The sequence below is a fragment of the Streptomyces hyderabadensis genome (assembly GCF_020404845.1).
GTDB classification, from domain to species: Bacteria; Actinomycetota; Actinomycetes; order Streptomycetales; family Streptomycetaceae; genus Streptomyces; species Streptomyces hyderabadensis.
On record NZ_JAIOJZ010000029.1, the window covers coordinates 1 to 25,597 of the forward strand.

Annotated in this window: 18 protein-coding genes; 4 read left to right on the forward strand and 14 right to left on the reverse strand. The window is 72.3% G+C overall.

The genetic code is table 11. The features are described from left to right. Nucleotides 1–17: 17 nt before the first annotated feature. Together pruA and K7854_RS22255 are read right to left on the reverse strand one after the other, a co-directional pair. On the reverse strand, nucleotides 18–1,658 hold the full coding sequence (pruA, locus tag K7854_RS22250) for an L-glutamate gamma-semialdehyde dehydrogenase (RefSeq protein WP_226028311.1): 1,641 nt from the start codon (nucleotides 1,656–1,658) through the stop codon (nucleotides 18–20). A 49-nt stretch (nucleotides 1,659–1,707) separates the two neighbouring features. Next, nucleotides 1,708–2,634: a proline dehydrogenase family protein gene (locus tag K7854_RS22255; protein ID WP_226028312.1), complete on the reverse strand. Its 927-nt coding sequence runs from the start codon at nucleotides 2,632–2,634 to the stop codon at nucleotides 1,708–1,710. Between the two features lie 165 nt (nucleotides 2,635–2,799). Between K7854_RS22255 and K7854_RS22260 the strand changes: the two genes are divergently transcribed. Next, the gene (locus K7854_RS22260; RefSeq protein ID WP_226028313.1) at nucleotides 2,800–4,023 is read left to right on the forward strand and encodes a PucR family transcriptional regulator; all 1,224 of its coding nucleotides are present in this window, start codon (nucleotides 2,800–2,802) and stop codon (nucleotides 4,021–4,023) included. Here K7854_RS22260 and K7854_RS22265 read toward each other — a convergent pair. Continuing rightward, complete coding sequence (locus tag K7854_RS22265) at nucleotides 4,004–4,594, reverse strand: TetR/AcrR family transcriptional regulator (RefSeq protein WP_226028314.1); 591 nt, start codon at nucleotides 4,592–4,594, stop codon at nucleotides 4,004–4,006. The two genes, K7854_RS22260 and K7854_RS22265, sit on opposite strands and share 20 nt — an antisense overlap. Nucleotides 4,595–4,678: 84 nt before the next feature. Between K7854_RS22265 and K7854_RS22270 the strand changes: the two genes are divergently transcribed. Further along, complete coding sequence (locus K7854_RS22270; RefSeq protein ID WP_226028315.1) at nucleotides 4,679–6,226, forward strand: MFS transporter; 1,548 nt, start codon at nucleotides 4,679–4,681, stop codon at nucleotides 6,224–6,226. Nucleotides 6,227–6,280: 54 nt separating this feature from the next. Here K7854_RS22270 and serA read toward each other — a convergent pair whose 3' ends face one another. From serA to K7854_RS22300, 6 genes are all read right to left on the reverse strand, one after another. Continuing rightward, nucleotides 6,281–7,870: a phosphoglycerate dehydrogenase gene (gene serA, locus K7854_RS22275; protein ID WP_226028316.1), complete on the reverse strand. Its 1,590-nt coding sequence runs from the start codon at nucleotides 7,868–7,870 to the stop codon at nucleotides 6,281–6,283. Between the two features lie 218 nt (nucleotides 7,871–8,088). Then, a complete protein-coding gene (ilvC, locus tag K7854_RS22280) occupies nucleotides 8,089–9,087 on the reverse strand; it encodes a ketol-acid reductoisomerase (RefSeq protein ID WP_019329769.1) in 999 nt (332 codons plus the stop codon). A 116-nt stretch (nucleotides 9,088–9,203) separates the two neighbouring features. Then, complete coding sequence (gene ilvN, locus K7854_RS22285) at nucleotides 9,204–9,728, reverse strand: acetolactate synthase small subunit (protein ID WP_052838449.1); 525 nt, start codon at nucleotides 9,726–9,728, stop codon at nucleotides 9,204–9,206. Nucleotides 9,729–9,763: 35 nt separating this feature from the next. After that, nucleotides 9,764–11,605: an acetolactate synthase large subunit gene (locus tag K7854_RS22290; RefSeq protein ID WP_226028317.1), complete on the reverse strand. Its 1,842-nt coding sequence runs from the start codon at nucleotides 11,603–11,605 to the stop codon at nucleotides 9,764–9,766. Between the two features lie 243 nt (nucleotides 11,606–11,848). After that, a complete protein-coding gene (locus tag K7854_RS22295) occupies nucleotides 11,849–14,938 on the reverse strand; it encodes a putative bifunctional diguanylate cyclase/phosphodiesterase (RefSeq protein WP_226028318.1) in 3,090 nt (1,029 codons plus the stop codon). A 413-nt stretch (nucleotides 14,939–15,351) separates the two neighbouring features. Beyond that, the gene (locus tag K7854_RS22300; RefSeq protein WP_226028319.1) at nucleotides 15,352–16,293 is read right to left on the reverse strand and encodes a 2-hydroxyacid dehydrogenase; all 942 of its coding nucleotides are present in this window, start codon (nucleotides 16,291–16,293) and stop codon (nucleotides 15,352–15,354) included. A 74-nt stretch (nucleotides 16,294–16,367) separates the two neighbouring features. Here K7854_RS22300 and K7854_RS22305 point away from each other — a divergent pair, with 74 nt between their 5' ends. Next, nucleotides 16,368–17,366, forward strand: a complete 999-nt coding sequence (locus K7854_RS22305) for an aldo/keto reductase (protein WP_226028320.1) — start codon at nucleotides 16,368–16,370, stop codon at nucleotides 17,364–17,366. A gap of 74 nt (nucleotides 17,367–17,440) precedes the next feature. Continuing rightward, entirely contained in the window at nucleotides 17,441–18,649 is a 1,209-nt protein-coding gene (locus tag K7854_RS22310) for a PQQ-dependent sugar dehydrogenase (protein ID WP_226028321.1), read from the forward strand. A gap of 12 nt (nucleotides 18,650–18,661) precedes the next feature. Here K7854_RS22310 and K7854_RS22315 read toward each other — a convergent pair whose 3' ends face one another. The 5 genes from K7854_RS22315 to K7854_RS22335 all read right to left on the reverse strand — a co-directional run bounded on the left by K7854_RS22315 (nucleotide 18,662) and on the right by K7854_RS22335 (nucleotide 25,557). Then, entirely contained in the window at nucleotides 18,662–18,871 is a 210-nt protein-coding gene (locus tag K7854_RS22315; protein WP_226028322.1) for a DUF6191 domain-containing protein, read from the reverse strand. 37 nt (nucleotides 18,872–18,908) lie between these two features. Continuing rightward, nucleotides 18,909–22,037 carry a helix-turn-helix transcriptional regulator gene (locus K7854_RS22320; protein ID WP_226028323.1) on the reverse strand — a complete coding sequence of 1,043 codons (3,129 nt, stop codon included), beginning with the start codon at nucleotides 22,035–22,037 and terminating at the stop codon, nucleotides 18,909–18,911. 113 nt (nucleotides 22,038–22,150) lie between these two features. Next, the gene (locus K7854_RS22325) at nucleotides 22,151–22,336 is read right to left on the reverse strand and encodes a hypothetical protein (protein ID WP_226028324.1); all 186 of its coding nucleotides are present in this window, start codon (nucleotides 22,334–22,336) and stop codon (nucleotides 22,151–22,153) included. A 195-nt stretch (nucleotides 22,337–22,531) separates the two neighbouring features. After that, nucleotides 22,532–23,188 carry a hypothetical protein gene (locus K7854_RS22330; protein WP_226028325.1) on the reverse strand — a complete coding sequence of 219 codons (657 nt, stop codon included), beginning with the start codon at nucleotides 23,186–23,188 and terminating at the stop codon, nucleotides 22,532–22,534. A gap of 131 nt (nucleotides 23,189–23,319) precedes the next feature. Further along, complete coding sequence (locus tag K7854_RS22335) at nucleotides 23,320–25,557, reverse strand: MMPL family transporter (protein WP_226028326.1); 2,238 nt, start codon at nucleotides 25,555–25,557, stop codon at nucleotides 23,320–23,322. Nucleotides 25,558–25,597 lie beyond the last annotated feature (40 nt).

The window sequence follows — 25,597 nt, forward strand, 5'->3', positions numbered from 1 at the left end:
CGTGGGGCACGCGGGCGTCAGCCCATGTGCGGGTAGGTGTAGTCGGTCGGCGGGACCAGCGTCTCCTTGATGGCGCGGGTCAGCGTCCAGCGCATCAGGTTCTGCGGGGCGCCGGCCTTGTCGTTGGTGCCGGAGGCACGGCCTCCGCCGAAGGGCTGCTGGCCGACGACGGCGCCGGTCGACTTGTCGTTGATGTAGAAGTTGCCGGCCGCGTAGCGCAGCTTCTCCATCGTGTACGCCGCCGCCGCGCGGTCGTTGGAGATGACCGAGCCGGTGAGCGCGTAGTCCGACACCGACTCCATCTGGGTCAGCATCTCGTCGTACGCGTCGGCCTTGCCGTCGTCGTAGACGTACACGGCGAGGAACGGGCCGAAGTACTCGGTGCGGAAGACCTCGTTCTCCGGGTCGGTGCACTCGACGACGGTCGGGCGGACGAAGTAGCCGACCGAGTCGTCGTAGGAGCCGCCCGCGACGATGGTGCAGGTCTCGTCCTCCTTGGCGCGGTCGATGGCGGCCTTGTTCTTGGCGAAGGACCGCTCGTCGATGACGGCGCCGAGGAAGTTCGACAGGTCGGTGACGTCACCCATGGTGAGGTAGTCGACCTCGGCGGCGAACTCCTCCTTGAACCCGTCGTTCCAGATGGACGCCGGGATGTACGCGCGGGAGGTGGCGCTGCACTTCTGGCCCTGGTACTCGAAGGCACCGCGGGTCAGCGCGGTCTTGAGCACGGCGCGGTCGGCCGACGGGTGGGCGACCAGGAAGTCCTTGCCGCCGGTCTCGCCGACCAGGCGCGGGTAGGTGCGGTACTTCTCGATGTTGTTGCCGACCGTCTTCCACAGGTGCTGGAAGGTCTTGGTCGAGCCGGTGAAGTGGATGCCCGCGAGGTCCCGGTGCTCCAGGGCGACCTCGGAGACCGCGATGCCGTCGCCGGTGACCAGGTTGATGACGCCCTTGGGCAGCCCGGCCTCCTCCAGGAGCTGCATCAGCAGCACGGCGGCGTGGGTCTGCGTCGGGGACGGCTTCCAGACCACCACGTTGCCCATCAGGGCCGGGGCGGTGGGCAGGTTGGCGGCGATGGCGCTGAAGTTGAACGGCGTGATCGCGTAGACGAAGCCCTCCAGCGGGCGGTGGTCCATGCGGTTCCACACGCCCGGGGAGTTGGCCGGGGGCTGCTCGGCCAGGATCTGGCGGGCGTAGTGGACGTTGAAGCGCCAGAAGTCGATCAGCTCGCAGGGGCTGTCGATCTCGGCCTGCTGGGCGGTCTTGGACTGGCCGAGCATGGTGGAGGCGGCGATGGTCTCGCGCCACGGACCGGACAGCAGCTCGGCGGCGCGCAGGATGATCGCCGCGCGGTCGTCGAAGGACATCGCGCGCCACGCGGGGGCGGCGGCCAGGGCGGCGTCGATCGCGTCCTGGGCGTCCTGCTGGGTGGCGTTGGCGTAGGTGCCCAGGCGGGCCTTGTGGTTGTGCGGCTGCACGACGTCGAAGCGCTCACCGCCACCCATCCGCTTCACGCCGCCGATGGTGCAGGGCAGGTCGACCGGGTTGTCGGCCAGCTCCTTGAGCTTGGCCTCCAGACGGGCGCGCTCGGGCGAACCGGGGGCGTAGCCGTGCACCGGCTCGTTGACGGGGGTGGGGACCTGGGTCACAGCGTCCATGGGTTCCGTAACTCCTTGACTTGAGCGGGTTGTGCGAGCGGGTGCGGGCTCAGCCCTTGCTCACCATCGAGCGGGCGAAGAACCGGAGGTTGGCCGGCTTCTCCGCCAGACGGCGCATGAAGTAGCCGTACCAGTCGGTGCCGTAGGCGGTGTACACGCGCATGCGGTGGCCCTCTGCGGCCAGCCGCAGGTGCTCGTCGCCCCGGATGCCGTACAGCATCTGGAACTCGTACTCGTCGAGCTTGCGGCCGGCCGTGCGGGCCAGCTCCTGGCCGATGGAGATCAGGCGCGGGTCGTGCGACCCGATCATCGGGTAGCCCTCGCCCTCCATCAGCGTGCGCAGGATCCGCACGTACGCCTTGTCGATCTCGTGGCGCTGCTGGTACGCGACCTCTGCGGGCTCCTTGTAGGCGCCCTTCACCAACCGTACGCGAGAGCCGCTGTCGGCGAGCCGGCGCGCGTCGGCCTCGGTGCGGAAGAGGTAGGCCTGGATGACGCAGCCGGTCTGCGGGAAGTCCTTCCGCAGCTCCTCGTGGATGGCGAACATCGAGTCGAGGGTGGTGTGGTCCTCGGCGTCGAGGGTGACCGTGGTGCCGATCTCGGCGGCGGCCTCGACGACCGGACGGACGTTCTTCAGGGCCAGCTCGTGGCCGCCGTCCAGCGCCTGGCCGAACATGGACAGCTTCACCGACATCTCGGCGCGGGTGCCCAGCTCCAGCGGCTTGAGCCGGTCGATCAGCTCCAGGTAGGCGTCGCGGGCGGCCTCGGCCTGCGCGGGGGTGGTGATGTCCTCGCCGACGACGTCCATCGTCAGCTCCAGGCCCTGATCGGTCAGCTCCCGGATGATCGGCACGATCTGGTCGACCGTCTCGCCGGGGATGAACCGGTCGACGACCGGCTTGGTCACGGGCGCGGCCGAGACGAGACGACGCATCCGGTCGCTGCGCGACGCGGCGAGAATCACGGGACCCAGCACGGGGCACCTCCACTTACCAACCAACACAGGGGCCGCTGCCCGACGAACGGGGAACGGCACGGAGAACCACCGTGAAATCTAAGGATCCACCCGATCGTCGGCCATCGACAGCTGTCACGCATCCGTGCCGCGGATCTCAGACAGATGTATGAAGGGCGCTCGTATATGCGGCAGAATGCCCGGGTGACGTCCGATTCCAGAGGTTCCGCAGGCGCCGGTGGTACCCGTGGTGACTACCAGGAGCTGGTCGACGAGCTGTCCGAGCTGCTGGGCGCGCCCGCGACCCTGGAGAACCGCGACTTCGAGCTGATCGCCTTCGGCGCCTACGACAGCGAGGGCGACCTCGACCCCTCCGCCCTCGACCCGGTGCGCACCCGCTCGATCCTCACCCGGCGCTCCACCGCGGCGGTCCGGGCGTGGTTCGAGAGCTTCGGCATCACCCGGGCGACCGGCCCGGTCCGCATCCCCCCGACGCCCGAGGCGGGGGTGTACCGGGGACGGACCTGTCTGCCGGTACGCCATCGGGGTGTGGTCCTCGGCTACGTCTGGCTCCTGGACACCGACCCGGGTCCGACCGAGCGGCAGCTGGCGGCGGCCATGGAGGTCACGGCGCGGATCGGCGCGCTGCTCGCCGACGAGGCGCAGCACGGCGCGGACCTGAGCCGGGAGCTGCGGGCGGTGCTGACCGCGGAGCGGGACTGGCAGCGGGACATGGCCGTGGCGGAGCTGCGCAGCGCGCTGGGGGCGCGGGCGGACACCCCGTACGCGGTGGTCTGCGTGGCGCCCTGGCCCTCGGCCGACCCGGACGACGCGCCCTCGGTCCGTACGGTGCCGGGCGCGACGGCGCTGTGCACGGTGCCGTGGGGGGCCGCCGGCGTGTCGCTGGCGCTGCTGGTCCGGCTGCGCTCGGTGGACCTGTCCGCCCCCGCGACCTCGGCGGCGGGGCGGCTGCTGGAGCGGGTCCCGGCCCGGGGTGCCGACGGGGCGGCCGGCGTCTCGGCGCCGCGCACGGGTCTCGGAGAGCTGGGGACGGCCTGGGCGGAGGCGTCGGCGGCGGCCCGGGCGGCGCGCGCGGAGGCGCGGTTCGGGCCGGTCGCCCAGTGGACGGACATCGGGCCGTTCCGCCTGCTGACCGCGCTGCCCCCGCGCTCCGCCCACGATCCCGCCGTCGCGGCGCTGCTCTCCCCCGCCCACCGCGAACTCGCCCGCACGGCGGAGGCGTACCTGGACTGCGCGGGCCAGGCCGGACGTACCGCCGCCGAGCTGGGCATCCACCGCCAGACGCTGTACTACCGGCTGTCCCGTGTCGAACAGCTCACGGCCCTGGACCTGGACGACGGGGAGGACCGGCTGCTGCTGCACATGGCGCTCAAGGCGCGTCGCCTGTAGCGGCACCCTCGATCACCTGGCGCAGGCCGGCGGCGAGCTGCGCACCGTCGGGCGCGGACTTCGGGTCGAACGTCCACTGGGCGATGAGGCCCGTCATCAGCGTCACGTAGAACACGCCGAGGGTGTCCGCCCGCTCGTCGGTCACCTCCTCCTCCCGGCCCCCCATCAGCAGCGGGACCAGCCCGCGTCCGGCCTCGCGCTGCGCCGCCGCGAGGTGGTCGCGGACCTCGGGGAGCCGGTCGCCGAGGGCGAGGACCTCCATGCTGAGCCGCCACACCGAGCCCGGCTCCTTCATGGTGCCGATGATGTTCGACCACACCCGCTCGAAGCGCTCCACGGAGCCCGGGGCGGTCTCCTGCAGGCTCCCGTCGCCCTCGAAGGCGTCACCCACCCCCTCGACCAGCGACACGTAGGCCTGCGCCAGCAGAGCGTCCTTCGAACCGTAGTGGTAGCCGATGGACGCCAGGTTGGTTCCCGACTCCTTGACGATGTCGCGCGCCGTGGTGCGCACGAACCCCTTGGCCAGCAGGCAGCGCTTGGCGCCCTCGAGCAGATCCTCACGGTGTCCCATGCCGCCACCCTATCCATCCGTCCAGACAGCCGTCTTATACAGGCGTTCTAGACAACCGTATAAGACGTGCGTACAGTCACCGGCATGACAACGAACCCGTCCCGGGCCGGCCGTCGCGAGTGGACCGCGCTGGGCGTACTGATGCTGCCGCTGCTGCTGGTCTCGATGGACGTCTCCGTCCTCTACTTCGCGATCCCGGCGATCAGCGCCGACCTGGAACCGAGCGGCACCCAGCAGCTGTGGATCTTCGACATCTACGCGTTCGTCCTGGCCGGACTGCTGATGACGATGGGCTCCGTCGGCGACCGCATCGGCCGCCGCCGACTGCTGCTCGCCGGCGCCGCGGCCTTCGGGGCGGCCTCCCTGGTGGCGGCGTACGCGAACAGCGCCGAGATGCTGATCGCGGCCCGCGCCGTCCTCGGCATCGGCGGCGCGACCCTGATGCCGTCGACGCTGGCCCTGGTGCGCACGATGTTCACCGACCCGGCCCAGCGCGCGAAGGCCATCGCCCTGTGGTCCGGTGTGATGACGGCCGGTGTCGCCCTGGGCTCGGTGCTGAGCGGCGTCCTGGTGGAGTACTTCTGGTGGGGCTCCGTCTTCCTGGTGAACCTGCCCGCGATGGCGCTGCTGCTGGTCCTCGGCCCGCTCCTGCTGCCCGAGTCCAGGGACCCGGCCCCCGGCCGCTTCGACTGGCCGAGCGTCCCGCTGTCGATGGCCGCGGTGCTGCCCGTCGTCTACGGCCTCAAGGAGATCCCGTCCGAGGGCTGGAACGTCCGCTACGTCGTCTCGGTCACCGTCGGCCTGCTCTTCGCGGCCCTGTTCGTGCACCGGCAGCGGACGGTGGCGTCACCGATGATCTCCCCCGCGCTGTTCGGCGGGCGCGGCTTCGCCCCGGCCGTCGCGCTCAACCTCGTCTCGGCCTTCGGCATGCTGGGCTCGGCGTTCTTCACCACGCAGTACCTGCAGTCGGTGCTCGACAAGAGCGCGCTGGAGGCCGCGCTGTGGGCGCTGCTGCCCTCGGTGCCGATCGGCTTCGCCGCCCCGGCGGCGACCTCACTGGTGCAGCGGGGCGTGCACCGCGCCCACGTCGTCACGGCCGGCTTCGCGATCGCCGCGGGCGGCTACGCGCTGCTGGTCCTCGTCGGCACGGACTCGCTGTGGCTGGTGCTCGCCGCCTGCGGCGTCCTCTCGTCCGGGATCGTCATGGTGATGTCCCAGTTGATGGACCTGGCCCTGGGGACCGTACCGGTGGAGCGGGCGGGCTCGGCGTCCTCGCTGATGGAGACCGGCACGGAGTTCGGCGGTGCGCTCGGCATGGCGGTCCTCGGCTCCATCGGCACCGCCGTCTACCGCCACGGGGTCCCCGACTCGGCGCCGGCCGCGGCCCACGAGACGCTGGGCGGTGCGCTGGCCGTCGCCGACCGGCTGCCGGGGCGCGCGGGGGACGCCCTGGCCACGGCGGCCCGGGAGGCGTTCACCCAGGGCATGCAGAGCGCGGCGATCGCGGGCGCGGTGGTGCTCGCCGGTGCGGCGGTCCTGGCGGCGACGACCCTGCGCAGGGTGCGGATGCACGAGGAAGCGGGCACGGAAAACGCCGGACGGACTGATTGCCTCAGCCCGTCCGGCGTGTGAGGACGAGGCCCGTTCAGGGCCGCGACGGGGGTCCGGGGGCAGCGCCCCCGGACCTCACACCAGGTTGACGGACCGGGCCGACGTCGCCCCGATCTCCGCCGAAACCTCCGCCAGGACCCCGGAGGGCACCGTGTCGTCGACGGTCAGCACGGCGAGCGCCTCGCCGCCCACCGTCGCCCGGGCGACCTGCATGCCGGCGATGTTGATGCCGGCCTCGCCGATGACCCGGCCGACGGTGCCGACCACGCCGGGGCGGTCCTCATAGCGCAGGACGACCATGTGGTCGGCGAGGGCCAGGTCGACGTCGTACTCGCCGACGGCGACGATCTTCTGGAGGTGTTTCGGGCCGGCCAGCGTGCCGGAGACCGACACCTCCTCGCCGTCCGCGAGGGTGCCGCGCACGGTGACCACGTTGCGGTGCTCGGGCGACTCGGAGCTGGTGGTCAGCCGGACCTCGACCCCGCGCTCCTGGGCGAACAGCGGGGCGTTGACGTAGGAGACGGTCTCGTCGACCACGTCCTCGAAGACGCCCTTGAGGGCGGACAGCTCCAGCACCTTCACGTCGTGCTGGGTGATCTCGCCGTAGACCTCGACGTCGAGGCGGACGGCGACCTCGCCGGCCAGCGCGGTGAAGATGCGGCCGAGGCGCTCGGCGAGCGGCAGGCCCGGCTTGACGTCCTCGGCGATGACACCGCCCTGGACGTTGACCGCGTCGGGGACCAGCTCACCGGCGAGGGCCAGGCGCACCGACTTGGCGACGGCGATGCCGGCCTTCTCCTGGGCCTCGTCGGTGGAGGCGCCGAGGTGCGGGGTGCAGACCACCTGGTCGAACTCGAACAGCGGCGAGTCGGTGCAGGGCTCCTTGGCGTACACGTCCAGGCCGGCGCCGGCGACGCGGCCCTCCTTGAGCGCCGAGTACAGCGCCTCCTCGTCGACGATGCCGCCGCGGGCGGCGTTGACGATGCGGACGCTCGGCTTGACCTTGCGCAGCGCCTCGTCGCCGATCAGGCCGAGGGTCTCGGGGGTCTTGGGCAGGTGGACGGTGATGAAGTCGGAGACCTCCAGCAGCTCGTCCAGCGACAGCACCTTGACGCCCATCTGCGCGGCCCGCGCGGGCTGCACGTAGGGGTCGTAGGCGACGACCTTCATGCCGAAGGCGGACATGCGCTGGGCGACGAGGGCGCCGATGCGGCCGAGGCCGACGACGCCGAGGGTCTTCTCGGCCAGCTCGACACCGGTGTACTTGCTGCGCTTCCACTCGCCGTTCTTCAGCGCGGCGTTGGCCTGCGGGATGTTGCGGGCGGTGGCGATGAGGAGGCCGCAGGCCAGCTCGGCGGCGGTGACGATGTTGGAGGTCGGGGCGTTGACCACCATCACGCCGGCCTTGGTGGCGGCGGAGACGTCCACGTTGTCCAGGCCGACACCGGCGCGGGCGACGACCTTGAGCTTCTTGGCGGCGGCCACGGCCTCGGCGTCGACCTTGGTGGCGGAGCGGACCAGGATCGCGTCCACGTCGGCGATGGCGGGGAGCAGTTCGGCCCGGTCCGCGCCGTTGCACTGGCGGATCTCGAAGTCGGGGCCGAGCGCGTCCACGGTCGCGGGCGACAGCTCTTCAGCGATGAGTACGACGGGTTTCGAGCTCACGTGAGTCCTCACAAGTCCAATGCGGACGGCCGTCCCGACGGCCGCATGCGGTGGAGGGTTGCTAGCCGCGTGGAAGACGCACGACGCTGTGGGCCTGACGCGTATGTGTTCAGCAGTGTAGTGGCGTGGCGGTGGTCGTCCTGCGCCTGTGCGGAAGGATCACCCGGAAGTGGCCGTGAGGGTGCCCGGCAGGCGGGCACCCTCACGGCACGGAAGGCTTACGCCTCCTCGTCGACCCAGCTCATGAGCTTGCGCAGCTCCTTGCCGGTGGTCTCCAGCAGGTGCTCGGAGTCCTGCTTCTTGTACTCGTTGTACTTCTTCAGACCGCCGTGGTACTCGTCCATCCAGTTCTTGGCGAAGGTGCCGTCCTGGATCTCGGCGAGGACCTTCTTCATCTCGGCCTTGGTGGCGTCGGTGATGATCCGCGGGCCGGTGACGTAGTCGCCCCACTCGGCGGTCTCGGAGATCGACCAGCGCATCTTCTCCAGGCCGCCCTCGTACATGAGGTCCACGATGAGCTTCAGCTCGTGCAGGCACTCGAAGTAGGCGATCTCCGGCTGGTAGCCGGCCTCGGTCAGGGTCTCGAAGCCCGCCTTGACCAGCGCCGCGGTGCCACCGCACAGGACGGCCTGCTCGCCGAAGAGGTCGGTCTCGGTCTCCTCGGTGAAGGTGGTCTTGATGACGCCGGCGCGGGTGCCGCCGATGCCCTTGGCGTAGGACAGGGCGAGCGCGAAGGCGTTGCCGGAGGCGTCCTGCTCGACGGCGGCGATGCAGGGAACGCCGCGGCCCTCCTCGTACTGACGGCGCACCAGGTGGCCCGGGCCCTTGGGGGCGACCATGCAGACGTCCACGCCGGCCGGGGGCTTGATGAAGCCGTAGCGGATGTTCAGGCCGTGACCGAAGAACAGGGCGTCGCCGTCCTTCAGGTTGTCCTTGATGTCCTTCTCGTAGACCTCGGCCTGGATCGGGTCCGGGACCAGGATCATGATGACGTCGGCCTCGGCGGCGGCCTCGGAGGGGCTCACCACGCGCAGGCCCTGCTCCTCGGCCTTGGCCTTGGACTTGGAGCCCTCGTGCAGACCGACGCGCACGTCGACACCGGAGTCGCGCAGCGACAGGGCGTGGGCGTGGCCCTGGCTGCCGTACCCGATGACCGCGACCTTGCGGCCCTGGATGATGGACAGGTCGGCGTCGGCGTCGTAGAACAGCTCGGCCACTGGGTTATCTCCTTGTGTGCGGTGTTGCGTCCCACCGTATGCCGGTGGGGGGAAGGGAAGTTTCGGGGTCTCGGAATGCGGGCGGCCGCGGTGTCCGCGGCCGCCCGATTCCGTCGTTATGCGGACCGGTCGAGTGCGCGCAGCGAGCGGTCCGTGATCGAACGGGCGCCGCGGCCGATGGCGATCGTGCCGGACTGGACGAGTTCCTTGATGCCGTACGGTTCCAGCATCCTGAGCATGGCGGACAGCTTGTCGCCGCTGCCGGTGGCCTCGATGGTGACGGCCTCCGGGGAGACGTCGACGGTCTTGGCGCGGAACAGCTGGACGATCTCGACGATCTGGGAGCGCGTCTCGTTGTCGGAGCGCACCTTCACCAGAACGAGTTCGCGCTGGACGGCCTGGGTGGGCTCCAGCTCGACGATCTTGAGCACGTTGACGAGCTTGTTGAGCTGCTTGGTCACCTGCTCCAGCGGGAAGTCCTCGACGCTCACCACGATGGTGATGCGGGAGATGTCGGGGTGCTCGGTGACGCCGACGGCGAGCGAGTCGATGTTGAAGCCGCGGCGGGAGAAGAGGGCGGTGATCCGGGCGAGGACGCCGGGGGTGTTCTCCACCAGGACGGAGAGCGTGTGCTTGGACATGGTCTGCTTCCTCTGCTTGAAAGTCCCGACGGCTCTCAGTCGTCTTCGTTGTCGCCGAAGTCGGGGCGGACGTCCCGGGCGGCCATGATCTCGTCGTTGGAGGTGCCGGCGGCGACCATCGGCCAGACCATCGCGTCCTCGTGGACGATGAAGTCGACGACGACGGGGCGGTCGTTGACGGAGTTGGCCTCCTCGATCACCTTGTCGAGGTCGGCGGGGTCCTCGCAGCGGATGGCGTAGCAGCCCATGGCCTCGGACAGCTTCACGAAGTCGGGGACCCGGGTGCCGCGGGCGTCCGGGTTGACGTCGTCGGGACCAGAGTGCAGGACCGTGTTGGAGTATCGCTGGTTGTAGAAGAGGGTCTGCCACTGGCGGACCATCCCGAGGGCGCCGTTGTTGATGACCGCGACCTTGATCGGGATGTTGTTCAGGGCGCAGGTGGTCAGTTCCTGGTTGGTCATCTGGAAGCAGCCGTCGCCGTCGATCGCCCAGACGGTGCGGTCGGGCATGCCTGCCTGGGCCCCCATGGCGGCCGGGACGGCGTAGCCCATGGTTCCGGCGCCGCCGGAGTTCAGCCAGGTGGCGGGCTTGTCGTACTCGACGAAGTGCGCGGCCCACATCTGGTGCTGGCCGACGCCGGCCGCGAAGATCGTGCCCTCGGGGGCCAGCTGTCCGATGCGCTCGATGACCTGCTGCGGGGAGAGCGAGCCGTCGTCGGGCTGGTCGTAGCCGAGGGGGTAGGTCTCGCGCCAGCGGGTCAGGTCCTTCCACCAGGCGGTGTAGTCGCCCCGGTTGCCCTCGTCGTGCTCCTTCTGGACGGCCTGCACGAGATCGGCGATGACCTCGCGGGCGTCACCGACGATCGGGACGTCGGCGGCGCGGTTCTTGCCGATCTCGGCCGGGTCGATGTCGGCGTGCACGATCTTGGCGTGCGGGGCGAAGCTGTCCAGCTTGCCGGTGACGCGGTCGTCGAAGCGGGCGCCGAGGGCGACGATCAGGTCGGCCTTCTGCAGCGCGGTGACGGCGGTGACCGCACCGTGCATGCCCGGCATTCCCACGTGCAGCGGGTGGCTGTCGGGGAACGCGCCGAGCGCCATCAGGGTGGTGGTGACGGGCGCTTGGGTGAGTTCGGCGAGGACCTTCAGCTCGGCGGTGGCCCGGGCCTTGAGGACGCCGCCGCCGACGTAGAGCACGGGGCGCTGCGCGGCCGTGATCAGCTTGGCCGCCTCGCGGATCTGCTTGGCGTGCGGCTTGGTGACGGGGCGGTAGCCGGGCAGGTCCATGACCGGCGGCCAGGAGAAGGTGGTCTTCCGCTGGAGGATGTCCTTGGGGATGTCGACCAGGACGGGGCCGGGACGGCCGGTGGAGGCGATGTGGAACGCCTGCGCGATCACCTTGGGGATGTCCTCGGCCTTGGTGACCAGGAAGCTGTGCTTGGTGATCGGCATGGTGATGCCGACGATGTCCGCCTCCTGGAAGGCGTCCGTGCCGATCGAGGAGGAGACCACCTGCCCGGTGATCGCGACCAGGGGCACGGAGTCCAGGTTGGCGTCGGCGATCGGGGTGACCAGGTTGGTGGCACCGGGCCCCGAGGTCGCCATGCAGACGCCCACCTTGCCGGTGGCCTGGGCGTAGCCGGTGGCGGCGTGGCCCGCGCCCTGCTCGTGACGGACCAGGACGTGGCGCACCTTGGTGGAGTCCATCAGCGGGTCGTAGGCGGGAAGGATGGTGCCGCCGGGGATGCCGAATACGGTGTCGGCGCCGACCTCCTCGAGAGAGCGAATGAGGGACTGCGCACCCGTGACGTGCTCGGGGGCGGACTGTCCTCCGGATCGGGGCCGGGGCTGCGGGTGAGCCCCGGTGGCCTGCTCGGTCATCGGCGTTCTCTTCTCGATGCTGAGGGTTTTTGCGAGGTTTGTACGATGCGGGTCTGCTGCTCGGCAGGTGCCTGTGCAACAAAAAACCCCTCGTGCCGTAGGGCAAGCGAGGGGAGCGCGTCGGGTGTGGGTCGCGGGGAGTCCGGGTCGGTCCGGACGTCACCAGCTTCAGCCGACGCGCTTTCCAAGTACGAGAATTCGGGTGCGCATGGCACTGACCTTCCCTCCGGCGCGCACTCACTGTCAAGTGGGTGGGACGGGAGTCTCATTATGTGAGCGCAGGGCGGTGCCGCCGCCGAGCACCGCGGGCAGGCCGGAGGCGACCTGGCCGGCCACCTGTCCGGGGCCGCCGACACCCTTGGTGTACACCCCGGCGCCGCCGCCCGCGAAGGCCGGTTCGGTCGGTCCGTGCGGCACCGGGTAGTGGCCGGTGCCCAGCGCCCTGCGCAGCCGGTACTCGTCCAGGGCACCGGAGAACGCCATGCCCTGTCCGTGCGTACAGCCCATCGCGCGCAGCGCGACGATCTGCTCCGGCAGGTCGACGCCGTCGGCGACGGACTTCAGCCCGAGGTCGGTGGCGATGCGCAGCAGACCGCTGGTGATCTTGTGCAGTCGCGCGGACTCCACGACGCCGTCGACCAGCCCCCGGTCGAGCTTGAGGACGTCCACGGGCAGCCGGCGCAGCGCGGTGATCGCCGCGTAGCCGCTGCCGAAGCCGTCCAGGGCGATCCGGACGCCGACCCTGCGCAGCGCGTTCAGCCGGCGGTCCAGCTCGTCGAGGCCGACGCGCGGATCGATGTCGGACAGCTCGATCACCAGCGAGCCCGGCGGCAGTCCGTGCCGGGTCAGCAGGGCCTCCACGGAGCCCAGCGGCATGGAGCGGTCCAGCAGGCGGCGGGCGCCGATGCGTATGGCCACGGGCACGGACAGTCCGGTCGCCGCGCGTTCGGCGGCCTGCTCGACCGCCTCGCGCAGCATCCAGCGGTCGAGTTCGGCGGTTCTGTCGCCTTCCTCGGTCACCCGCAGGAACTCGGCGGGGGTGAACAGCACGCCCTGCGAGGAGCGCCAGCGCGCCTGGGCGCAGACCGAGGTGATCCGGCCGTCGGTGAGGGAGACCACGGGCTGGTGCAGCAGCGCGAACTCCCCGTCGTGCAGCGCGGCGCGCAGCCGGGTGGCCAGCTCGGCCTTGCGTACGACGTCCTGCTGCATCTGCGGTCGGTACAGCTCGACGCGGCCCTTGCCGCCCGCCTTGGCCCGGTACATGGCCAGGTCGGCATTGCGCAGCAACTCGCCCGCGCCCAGGCCCGGTTCGGCGAAGGCGACGCCGATGGAGGCGTTGACCCGGACGTCGTTGCCGTCGATGAGGTAGGGCTGGGAGAGGGTCAGTCTGAGCCGGTCGGCCAGCTCCCGGATGTGTCCCTCGCGGGCGGCCCGGTCCCGGGCGCCGTCCCCGACGATCAGCGCCGCGAACTCGTCGCCGCCCAGCCGGGCAGCGGTGTCGCCCTTGCGGACGGCCTCGTGGAGCCTGCGGGCCGCCTGGACGAGCAGCTCGTCCCCGGCCTGGTGGCCGATGGTGTCGTTGACGCCCTTGAAGCCGTCGAGGTCGATGAAGAGCACCGCCGTGCCGCGCAGGGCGGCACCCCGGTCCAGCGCGCGGCGGCCGGAGAGCGCCTGCTGCACGCGCCGGGTGAACAGGGCGCGGTTGGGCAGGTCGGTGAGCGGGTCGTGTTCGGCGTTGTGCTGGAGCTGCGCCTGGAGGCGCACCCGCTCGGTGACGTCGCGGCTGTTGAAGATGAGACCGCCCTGATGCCGGTTGACGGTCGACTCGACGTTGAGCCAGCGGCCCTCTCCGGATCTGAAGCGGCACTCGATGCGTGTGGTGGGTTCCTCGACCGGGCTGGCGGCCAGGAACCGGCGCACCTCGTGCACCACGCAGCCCAGGTCCTCGGGGTGGATCAGCCCGGCCAGTTCGGTACCGACCAGTTCCTCCGCGGGCCGTCCGTAGACCCCGGCGGCGGCCGGGGAGACGTAGCGGAGGACGCCGCTGGGCGCGGCGATCATGATCACGTCGCTGGAGCCCTGGACCAGGGAGCGGAAGTGGTTCTCCTTCTGGGCCAGTTCCTGGGTGAGGACGATGTTGTCGAGCAGCATGATGCCCTGCCGGACGACGAGCGCGAGCACGACGGTGCCGCCGGTCAGCAGCACCACGCGGTCGACGCTGCGGCCGTTGAGCACGTTGTAGAGGATGCCCAGGGTGCAGACGGCGGCCGCGAGGTACGGCGTGAGCGCGGCCAGGGATCCGGCGATGGGGCGGGCGGCGGGATAGCGGCCCCGTTCGCCGCCGGGCCCGGGACCGGGCAGTGCGGTGGGCGGGGCCGACGGTACGGCGGGGGGCGTGGGCCGGTGACCGGCGCCGCGCTGTCCGGGCACGTGCTCGCGCACCACCCGGGTGTGGCCGCCGGTCCCCTCCTCCTCCGACGCCGGGCGCCCGCGCCGGGACGCGGCCCAGGGTGCGTAGGCGAGGAGCAGGGAGCCGGCGAACCAGCCCGCGTCGAGCAACTGGCCGGAGCGGTAGGTGTTGTGCAGCAGCGGCGAGGTGAACAGGGCGTCGCACACCACCGTCAGGCCGAGCGCGCCGATGGCGGTGTTGACGGCGGATCTGCACACGGGCGACCGCCTGAAGTGCAGCGCCAGCACCATGCTGACCAGAGCGATGTCGAGCAGCGGGTAGGCCACCGAGAGCGCGGAGTGCGCGACGCTCGACCCGCCCTCCGCCTTGGCCGCCTGGGCCAGCGCCAGGCTCCAGGCCAGGGTCAGCAGCGAACCGCCGATCAGCCAGGCGTCCAGGCCCAGGCAGATCCAGCCGGCCTTGGTCACCGGCCGCTTGGCCAGCACCAGCAGTCCCACGATGGCGGGCGGGGCGAAGCACAGGAAGAACAGGTCCGCGTAGCTGGGACTGGGCACCGGCACCCGCAGCACGACCTCGTACCACCCCCAGACCAGATTGCCGAGGGACGCCATCGCCGAGGAGAGGGCGAAGAGCAGCCAGGCCGGTCGAAAGCGGACCCGGCGTCCACGGGCGTAGAGGAAGCAGGAGACCGCGGCGGCGGCCGCGGCGGCACTCAGGCCGAAGTCACCCATGATCTTGGCGACGTACTCGGAACCCCAGCCGAGCGCGGCACCGACGGCGTAGGCCGCGCAGACCAGGGCGAGCACCAGTTGGCGAACCAGGGGCGGCCCGCCGGCGACGGCCGACGGCCGGGGCAGCAGTGGCCCGGTCGGGGCCTGGCCGCGCAGCGATCCGTCCAGCGTGGGGACGGGGGGCGGACTCACCGGGGCCTCCCGGTCCGCACCGCTCCCGCGTCCCGCGCACAGCGGTGGGCCGGCCGGTCCTGCCTTCTGCGGTCGCCCGGCCGGCGCGGGTGGGGGCAGCGCCGGGCGGGCCGGCCGCTGCGGTGACCGTGCCGGTCCCGTCGGCGCGCGGTCGTGATCGTCGCCGTGCGCCAGGGTCGTCGGCGGCGGCTCCGCCGCGTCGGATCGTTGCTCCATAGGCCGTGCATCGCCCGTCGCCCCCCTCACAGTCTGAGATGTCCATCCCCGGCGCCGTACGGTGCGCGGCGCATCCCCTGTCGGACGATACACCAGGATCGTCACTCAGGGACATAGGTTCTCTACGCTCCGTGACGACCAGCGGATATGCGCGCACCCACCGCATCCGAGGGGTCGCGGAGGGTGCCCAAAACGGATTACGCGCCCGTCGTCAGGATCACGTTGCGCAGTGGCTCCCGGTTCACGAACCGGGTCAACTGGTCCACCAGCAGCCGCTCGGCGCGGGGCAGGAAGGCGGAGGTCGGACCGCCCGCGTGCGGGCTGACGACTATGCCGGGAGCATGCCACAGAGGGTGGCCCGGCGGCAGCGGTTCGGGGTCGGTCACGTCCAGGGCCGCGGTGAGGCGCCCGCTCTCCAGTTCGGCGAGCAACGCCTTCGTGTCCACGACCGGTCCGCGCGCCACGTTGACGAGCAGGGCACCGTCCTTCATCCGGCCCAGGAACTCGGCGTCCACCAGCCCCCGGGTGGCCTCGGTGAGCGGTGTGGACAGGATGACGACGTCCGCCTCGGGGAGCAGGGCGGGGAGTTCGGTGAGCGGGTGCACGGGGCCGCGCGCCGTGGTGCGGGCGGAGCGTGCGACGCGCACCACCGGCGCGACCTCGAACGGCACGAGCCGGTCCTCGATCGCGGCGCCGATCGACCCGTACCCGACGATGAGGACCGTCCGGTCCGCGAGCGCGGGCCGGAACCCGCCGAGCCACTCGCCGCGGTCCTGCGCCCGCACGAAGTCCGGGATGCCGCGCAGCGAGGCCAGGACCAGGGCCAGGGTCAGCTCCGCGGTGCTGGCCTCGTGCACCCCGCGCGCGTTGCACAGCCGCACGCCCGCGGGCAGGTGCTGGAGACCGGGCTCGACGTGGTCGATGCCCGCGGAGAGGGTCTGGACCACCTCGACGGAGCGCATCTCGGGCAGCGGACGTACCCCGACCGCGCTGGGCTTCATGTAGGGGACGACGTAGAAAGCGCAGTCGGCCGGGTCGGCGGGGAAGGTCTCCTCGCCGTCCCAGTGGCGGTAGGCGGGGCCCTCGGGGAGGCCCTCGATCTGGTCCGGCGGGATGGGCAGCCACACGTCAGCAGTCATGGTCAGGAGGCTATGTCAGGGGGCGGAGAGGCAGAGGTTAGGTTGGGTGGTCCGACAAGGGAGGGTCACGACCGGTGGAGCGCAGGACGATCGGCGCGACGGCACTCGCGGTGGGGGCCGTCGGACTGGGGTGCATGCCGATGAGCTGGGCGTACAGCGCCTCGCGGCAGCGGGGCGACGAGTCGCTCAGGGCCGTGCACCGGGCCCTCGATCTCGGTGTCTCCCTGCTGGACACGGCGGACATGTACGGCCCGTTCACCAACGAGCTGCTGCTGGGCCGGGTGTTGAAGGAGCGGCGGTCCGAGGCCTTCGTGTCGACCAAGGTCGGTCTGCTGGTGGGCGAGCAGCACATCGTGGCCAACGGCCGCCCCGGCTATGTGAGACGGGCCTGCGACGCGTCCCTGCGCCGGCTCCAGACGGACGTGATCGACCTCTACCAGCTGCACCGCGCCGACCCCGAGGTACCCGTCGAGGAGACCTGGGGCGCGATGGCGGAGCTGGTGCGGGCCGGGAAGGTGCGGGCGCTCGGCCTGTGCGCGGTCGGGGCACGGTCGGCCCGGCGGCCCGGGGCGCGGCTGCACGACGCGACGGTGCGCCAACTGGAGCGGGTGCAGCAGGTCTTCCCGGTGAGCGCGGTCGAGGCCGAGCTGTCCGTGTGGTCGCCGGAGGCGCTGCGGACCCTGCTGCCGTGGTGCGTCTCGCGCGGCGTCGGCTTCCTGGCGGCGATGCCGCTGGGCAACGGCTTCCTGACCGGCACGCTGACCCCCGGCCAGGGCTTCGAACCGGAGGACCTGCGGGCCCGGCACCCACGCTTCACCGCCGAGATGATGGCCGCCAACCAGCCGATCGTGGCCACGCTGCGCCGGATCGCGGCCCGGCACGGCGACCAGGTCACCGCGGCGCAGGTGGCACTGGCCTGGGTGCTGGCGCAGGGGCGGCACGTGGTGCCGGTGCCGGGCACCAAGCAGGAGCGCTGGGTGACGCAGAACGCCGGGGCGGCGGGGCTGCGGCTGACCGAGGGGGACCTGGCCGAGCTGCGGGTGCTGCCGCCGGCGCGGGGTTCGTGGGAGTGAGGCGTGCGGCGGCCGGTCGGCCGCCGCCGGATTCGGGATTCGGCGATCGGGAACTTGGGGAGCCCCTGCGGTGTATGACAGGGAGAACCCGCCGCGTCGAAGGGACCAAGATCGTGCAACGTCGAGCCGTGCCGGCCGTGCTGACCGCCGCTCTCCTGCTGACGGCCGGCTGCTCCTCCGGCTCCTCCGACGGCGCGGACCCGTCCGGGACGGACCGCGGCGCCTCCCCGACAAGTACGGCGGCGCAGTCCCCGCCCGCCGGGTCGCCCACCGAGCAGGCGCCGCCCGCGAAGGGCTCCGTGAAGGTGCTCCGCACGGTCGCCACGGGGCTGGACAGCCCCTGGGGCCTGGCCCCGCTGCCGGGCGGCGACCTGCTGGTCTCCTCCCGCGACGAGGGCACGATCACGCGGATCGACGAGGAGACGGGCGAGAAGACCGAGCTGGGCGAAGTGCCGGGAGTCTCCCCGTCCGGCGAGGGCGGCCTCCTGGGCATCGCGCTCTCCCCCGACTACGCCGCCGACCACCTGGTCTACGCGTACTTCACCTCGGCCTCGGACAACCGCGTCGTGCGCATGATCTACGACGAGAAGAAGCCGTCCGGCGAGCAGCTGGGCGCTCCCGACACCGTCTTCCGGGGCATCCCCAAGGGCGTGATCCACAACGGCGGCCGGATCGCCTTCGGCCCCGACAAGATGCTGTACGCGGGCACGGGCGAGAGCGGCGACACGGGCCTGTCGCAGGACAAGAAGTCGCTCGGCGGCAAGATCCTGCGGATGACCCCGGACGGCGAACCGGCGCCCGGCAATCCCTTCCCCGACTCCCCCGTGTACTCGTTGGGCCACCGGAACGTGCAGGGACTGGCCTGGGACGACAAGCAGCGGCTGTTCGCCTCGGAGTTCGGCCAGGACACCTGGGACGAGCTGAACGCCATCAAGCCGGGTGACAACTACGGCTGGCCCGAGGCGGAGGGCAAGGGCGGCGGCTCCGGCTTCCACGACCCGGTCGCCCAGTGGAGCACCGACGAGGCCTCGCCCAGCGGCATCGCCTACGCGGAGGGCTCGGTGTGGATGGCGGGGCTGCGCGGTGAGCGGCTGTGGCGGATCCCGCTGAAGGGCACACAGGCCGCGGCCGATCCGCAGGCCTTCCTGGAGGGCGGGTACGGCCGGCTGCGCACGGTGGCCCCGGCCGGCGGCGACAAGCTGTGGCTGATCACCAGCAACACGGACGGCCGCGGCGACCCGAAGGGCGACGACGACCGGATCCTGGAGCTGCGGGTGGCCTAGGCGGCCGGCCGGCTACTCGTCTTCCGGCGACGGAGCCTCCGGGCCCTGCGCCTCCTCGTCGGAACGCGGCTGGAGGACGACGACCTTGCCCGAGGTGAGGTCTATCGGCCCGCGGGCGGGGTCGCCGTCGCCGATGTCCTCGCGGGTCAGTTCGAGGCGGTTCTGCTCGTCGTGGGTGTGCTTGCGGCCCGGGGAGAACAGTTCCTCGAATGCGTTGAACATCGTGCCTCCGTCGGTCGGCGTCCTTACAGCGTAAGCCTCATTCCGGCGAACCGGACGTGAGCCGTTCGGCGGGGAACAGCGCCAGCCGGTGGGCCACCGCCGCCGCCTCGCCGCGGCCGGAGACGCCGAGCTTGGCCAGGATGTTGGAGACGTGGACGCTGGCCGTCTTGGGCGAGATGAAGAGCTCCTCGGCTATCTGCCGGTTGGTGCGCCCGTCGGAGACCAGCCGCAGGACGTCGCGCTCCCGGCCGGTGAGGCCGAGGGCCTCGGCGGGGTCGGCGGGCGGCGGCACGGAGGCGGGGGCCGGTTCGGGGGTGCGGCCGAGGGTGAGGCGGGCGCGCCGGCCGAGCACGGCCACGGCGGCGGACAGCGGGCGCGCACCGAGGTGGTCGGCGACGGTGCCGGCCAGGCGGAGCAGCTCCGTGGCCCGGGCGCGCTCGTCCTCGCCGCCGGTCGCCAGGAGGGCGCCGGCCAGCCGGTGCCGGACCCGGGCGAGGTCGTAGGGCCGCTCCAGGCATTCGAAGGCGGTGACCGCCTCCGACCACAGCAGCGGGGTGTCGCGGCCCCGGGCGCGGTGGAGTTCGGCGCGGACCCACCGCTCGTGGGCGACCCAGACCGGGGCGCCCGTCGCCAGGTGCTTGGCGGCCTCGGCGAGACGGTCGAGGAAGTCGGCGCGGCCCTCTTCGGCGGCCGGCCGGGCGCGCGCGTCGGCCTCCGCCGCGGCGGCGGACAGCAGCAGGGGCCAGCCGTAGCGCTGGGTACCGGGTGGGAAGCCCGTGTCCAGGACGCCGAGGACTTCGGCGCGGGCGTCCTGGATGCGGCCCTCGGCAGCGGCGAGGCCGACGGTGAGGGCCGCCAGTGGCAGGCGGTGCTGCGGCATGGGGTCGTGGGCGCCGTAGGCGGCGCGGGCCTCGGCGAGCAGCAGGGCGGCCTCGGCCAGCTCGCCGCGGGCCAGGGCGACGGCGGCGCGTTTGCGGGCGGCGCCACCGCGTGGTGCGGGGCCGCGGCCCGGTGCTCCGGCCCGCTCGGCCGCCTCCAGGGCCTCGTCCCATCGGCCCAGGGAGATGAGCGACTCGGCGAGATTGCCCCAGACCCAGGCCTCGGACTCCAGCAGGCCCATCCGCCGGGTGAGTTCGATGCCCTCGTGCAGGATGCCGAGCGCGTCCCGCGAGCGTCCGACGCTCTCCAGGGACGAGGGCAGGTTGACATGGCTGCGGGCCACCACCGCGAACCGGCCCTGGGCCACCACCAGGTCCCTGACCTGGAACATCTCGGCGAGTCCGGCGTCGATCTGGCCCGCGTCCACCATCAGGCCGCCCAGGGTGAGGCGGGCGTTCAGCTCGATCTCGTCGGCGCCCACCATACGGGCGTACTCGACGGCCCGTTCGGCTGCCGTCATGGCGTCGGGGCCCGGGCAGTGGAGCATCGACCAGTTGGCCGACATGGCCAGCACCTCGGCGTGCACCTGGGACGGCGGCAGGCCGCGGACCAGCTCCTGGGCGATGCCCAGCTCCCGCCAGCCGTCGCCGCGGCCCTGGGCCTGGACCAGCAGCGAGCGCTGGGTCCAGAACCAGGCGGCGCGCTGCGGGTCCCGGCCGCCGGCGCCCGCGCCGGTGCCCGCGTCCTGCTCGTCCAGCAGGCGCAGCGCCCGCTTGGTGATCTTCATGGCGCGCTCGCGCTCGCCGCACAGCCGCCCGGCGACGGCCGCCTCCGCCATCAGGTCCAGGTAGCGCAGGGGCGTGGTGCCGGGGTCGCAGCCGCACGGAGGGTAGACCTCGGCCCAGTCGACGGGGCGCAGGGTGGCGCGTACGTCGTCGGGGACGGAGTCCCACAGCTCCATCGCGCGCTCCAGCAGCCGCAGCTGCTCGGAGTAGGCGTGCCGGCGGCGGGCCTCGACCGAGGCGTCCAGGACGGCGGGCAGCGCCCTGGCGGGGTCGTGGGCGTGGTACCAGTAGCTGGCCAGGCGCATCACGCGCTCGGCGGCGGGCACCAGCGTGGGGTCGGCGTCCAGCGCCTCGGCGTAGCGCCGGTTGAGGCGGGAGCGTTCGCCGGGGAGCAGGTCGTCGCCGACCGCCTCGCGGACCAGGGAGTGGCGGAAGCGGTAGCCGTCGCCGTCGGGCGCGGGGAGCAGGATGTTGGCGTTCACCGCGGAGCGCAGCGCCTCGATGAGGTCGTCCTCGGTGAGCTGCGCGACGGCGGCCAGCAGCCGGTACTCGACGGTGGAGCCGCCCTCGGCGACGATCCGGGCGACCCGCTGGGCGCTCTCGGGCAGGGCTTCGACCCGGACCAGGAGCAGGTCGCGCAGGGAGTCGGTGAGGCCGGCGCAGCTGCCCTCGTGGGCGGCGACGGCGAGTTCCTCGACGAAGAAGGCGTTGCCGTCGGAGCGCTCGAAGATCTCGTCGACCTGGCGCGGGTCGGGCTCGTGGGCGAGGATCCCGGCGATCTGGCGGCCCACCTCGTCGCGGGTGAAGCGGCCCAGTTCGAGGCGGCGCACGGTGCGCAGCCGGTCCAGCTCCGCGAGCAGCGGGCGCAGCGGATGACGGCGGTGGATGTCGTCGGAGCGGTAGGTGGCCAGGACGACGAGGCGGCCGGTGCGCAGGGTGCGCAGCAGGTAGGCGATCAGATGCCGGGTGGAGGCGTCGGCCCAGTGCAGGTCCTCCAGGACGAGGACGACGGTGCGCCGGGCGGCGACGCGCTCCAGCAGGCGGGCGGTGAGTTCGAAGAGCCGGGCCATGCTCTCCTCGTCGTGCCGGCCGCCGCCGGTGACCGGGGCGCCCTCGCCCAGTTCGGGCAGCAGCCGGGCCAGCTCCTCCTCCTGTCCGGCGGCCGCGGCGGCCAGTTCCCCGGGCAGCTGGCGGCGCAGGGCGCGCAGGGCGGTGGAGAAGGGGGCGAAGGGCAGCCCGTCGGCGCCGATCTCCACGCAGCCGCCCAGCGCGACCACGGCGCCCCGCCGGTCCGCCGCGGCGGCGAACTCCTCGACGAGGCGGGTCTTGCCGACACCGGCCTCGCCGCCGAGCAGCAGTGCCTGCGGCTCTCCCCCGGCGGCGGGCGCGCGCGAGGCGTCGCCGCCCGCGGCGCGGTCGAGCGCGTCGTTCAACGTGTCCAGTTCGCCGGTGCGGCCGACGAACACGGGACTGACGGACCTGGTCTCCACGGACCCGAGCATCGCACGCGGGTACGACAACGGGGCACCGCTTTTCGCCCGCGGGACGGTGGCCCCGGCGGCCGGAACGACGGCGGGGAGGGAGGCCGTGCGGCCTCCCTCCCCGGCTCCCCCGTTCATGCGGCCCGGGCGAACCGGGGCCGGCGCTGTCGCGGCGTATGGCTCTCCGCCTCGGCGCCGTCGTGCCGGGCCTGCCGGCGGGCGGCGCGCCGGGCCCGGATCGCCTCGCGGGCCAGCCGGGCCTCGTCGGCGCGGCGGATCAGTTCGGCGGAGCGGAACTGCTGGATCTCGTACTCGTACACGGTGTGTCCCCTCGGTGAGAGCCGGTGTCGGCTTCGCTCGTTCGCGATGCCTCAACCTTCGTCTCCCAGGGGGGCGGGCCACATCGGGCAAGTTCCGCATCTTCGGGCCCCGGCCGGGCCTCAGGCGTGCGTAAGGGGCCTTAGGCCGCGCGCCACGGGCGGGCGATCGTCCTAAGACCCCTCGAAAGTGCCTGGTCAGCCGGCGGCGGGCAGCCCCAGCAGGACGTCCGTGTACTTCAGGACGGCCAGCAGCAGGCCGATGACACCGAGGGCGACGCCCGCCCAGGCGACCGACTTGATCCACGGGGCCTGCGGGCGGCCGGGCGCGCCGAACGCGGGGCGGGCCAGTACGACGACGCCGACGATCAGCGCGACCAGGGCGAAGATGCCGCCCCACATCGCGGTGGCCTGCCAGGCGTTGCCGTAGCCCTTCTCGATCAGGGTGCCGACGTTCGACGAGGAGGAGGTCTCCAGCTGGCCCATCAGCGACTCGCGCGCGGAGGCCACGGTGCCGACCCAGCTGCCGGTCAGGGAGACGATGCCGAGACCGGCGGAGACGACGGCGCCCGCGCCCTGGCCGACGCCGGTGGGCCCGGCCCCGGTGCCCTCGGTCTCCTCGGTGCCGTCGGCCTCGCCCGTGCCGTCGGTCTCTTCCGTGCCGTCGGTCTTTTCCGTGCCGTCGGTGTCCTCCGGCGTGGCGGTGCCGGCGGGTGTGCCGGTTCCGGTCTTCTCGACCGCCTCGGAGGCCTCAGTGGCTTCCGCGGCCCCGGTGGACCCGGCCGCCCCGGTCGCCTCGTCCGTCTTGTGCTCGTCGGTCTTCACGCCGGTCTCGTCCACTGTCTTCGTTCCCATGCCTCGCACCGTACGGACGCTGTCTGAGAGGTCCCTTAATGATCCCTTTGAGCGGCACGCGCGCGTGCCTCACGCGCAGCACGCCCTCACGCATCATGCCGAGTCGCCGCGCGGCGCCGGCACCCGGGGGTTCACCCCGAAGGTGATGTGCTCGGTTCCTCCTCCGCGAGGACGTCCGCCACCTCGGCGTCCGTCGCCGCGGCCAGCCTCTCGTGGGCGGCCCGGCATTCGGGCGGCTCGATGCTGATGCGCGGCAGGAGGGCGTCCAGGCGGCGCGGCAGCCACCAGTTGGCGCGGCCGAGCAGATGCATCAGGGCGGGCACCAGGAGGGTGCGCAGCACGAAGGCGTCCAGGGCGACGGCGGCGGCGAGCGCGATGCCGAACATGGCGATCACCCTCTCGCCGCTGAGGACGAAGGCGAGGAAGACCGAGATCATGATGACCGCGGCGGAGTTGATCACACGGCCGGTCTCGGCGAGTCCGACCCGGACGGCGCGGCGGTTGTCGCCGGTCTCCAGCCATTCCTCGTACATGCGGCTGACGAGGAAGACCTGGTAGTCCATGGAGAGCCCGAAGAGCACCGAGACCATGATCACGGGCAGGAAGGGTTCGATCGGTCCGGCGCTGCCGAGGCCCAGCAGTTCGCTTCCCCAGCCCCACTGGAAGATCGCCACGACCACGCCGAAGGCGGCGGCCACCGCGGCCACGTTCATCGCGGCGGCCTTGAGGGGGATGCCGACGGAGCGGAAGGCCAGCAGGAGCAGCAGGCAGCCGAGCCCGATGACGACGCCGACGAAGAGCGGCAGCTTGCCGACGATGACGTCGGCGAAGTCGTCGTAGCCGGCCGTGACGCCGCCCACGTGCACGTCGAGCGCGGTGCCGGCCTCGGCGCGCGGCAGCACCTCGGCACGCAGCCGCTCGACCAGGTCGCTGGTCTGCTCGGACTGCGGCGCCGACTCGGGTACGACGGTGAGGTACGCGGCGTCGCCGCCGGAGTTGTACATCACCGGCGTCACCGAGGAGACCCCCTCGGTGGTGCGCAGGGTGGCGTCCAGGTTGTCCAGGGCGAGGCGGTCCTCGGCGCCGCGCACCTCGGTGACCAGGGTGAGCGGGCCGTTGACGCCGGGGCCGAAGCCGTCGGCGAGGAGGTCGTAGGCCTGGCGGGTGGTGCTGCCCTTGGGGTCGTTGCCCTGGTCGGAGGTGCCCAGGCGCAGACCGAGGGTGGGCAGCGCGAGGACGGTGATCACGACGAGGGCGAGGGCCCCGAGCAGCTTGGGCCGCCGCTCGACGAAGGCCGACCAGCGGGCGGCGAACCCGGTCGTCACCTCGGGCTCGGGACCGTGCTCGGCGAGCCGGCGCCGCTCCCGCCCGCTCAGCGCACGCGGGCCGATGTACGACAGCAGGGCAGGCAGCAGCGTCACGGAGGCCGCGACGGTGAGGATCACGGTCAGCGAGGCGGCGACGGCGACGCCGTTGAGGAAGCTCAGCCGGAGGATCAGCATGCCCAGCAGGGCGATGCAGACGGTGGCGCCCGCGAACACGACGGCTCGTCCGGTGGTCGCCACGGCGTCGGCGGCGGCCTCCGCCACCGACAGGCCCCGTTTCAGGCCGCGCCGGTGTCTGGTGACGATGAACAGGGCGTAGTCGATGCCCACGCCGAGTCCGATGAGGGTGCCCAGCATGGGCGCGAAGTCGGCGACGGTCATGGCGTGGCCGAGGAGCGTGATGCCGGCGTAGGCGGTGCCGACGGAGACCAGCGCGGTGGCGATGGGCAGCAGCGCCGCGGCGACGGAGCCGAAGGCGAGGAACAGGACGACCGCGGCCACGGCCACGCCGACGGCCTCGGCGAGGTGACTGCCGCCGGACTCGGTGAGCGCTATGGCGCTGCCGCCCAGCTCGACCCGGAGTCCGTCGGACTCGGCCGCCTCGGCGGTGTCCACCACGGCCCGCGCCTGGCCCGCGTCGATGTCCTGGGAGGCGGCCTCGAAGGTGACGGTGGCGTACGCGGTGTCGGCGTTCTCGCTGATCAGGGGCGAGTCGGGGTCGTGGTACGGGTTGGTGACCGCGGCCACTCCGGGCAGGTCCGCGACGCGGTCCAGGGTGCGGGTCATGGTCTGTTCGACGTCGGCGGCGCGGACGGTGCCGTTCGTGGTGTGCCAGACGATCGTGTCGCTGTCGCCGCCGAGGTCGGGGAAGCGGGATTCGAGCAGCCGGGAGGCGCGGTCGGAGCCGGTGCCGGGGATGCCGTAGTCGTTGGAGTACGCGGAGCCGGTGACCGTGGCGGCCGCGGCCACGCCGCCGAAGGCGAGCAGCCAGAGCAGGACGGCTACGAGGCGACGTTGAACACACCAGCGTGCGAGGGCTGCCACGAACGTGCTCCCAGGGTGTCTGATTGTGGATCTTTGACCG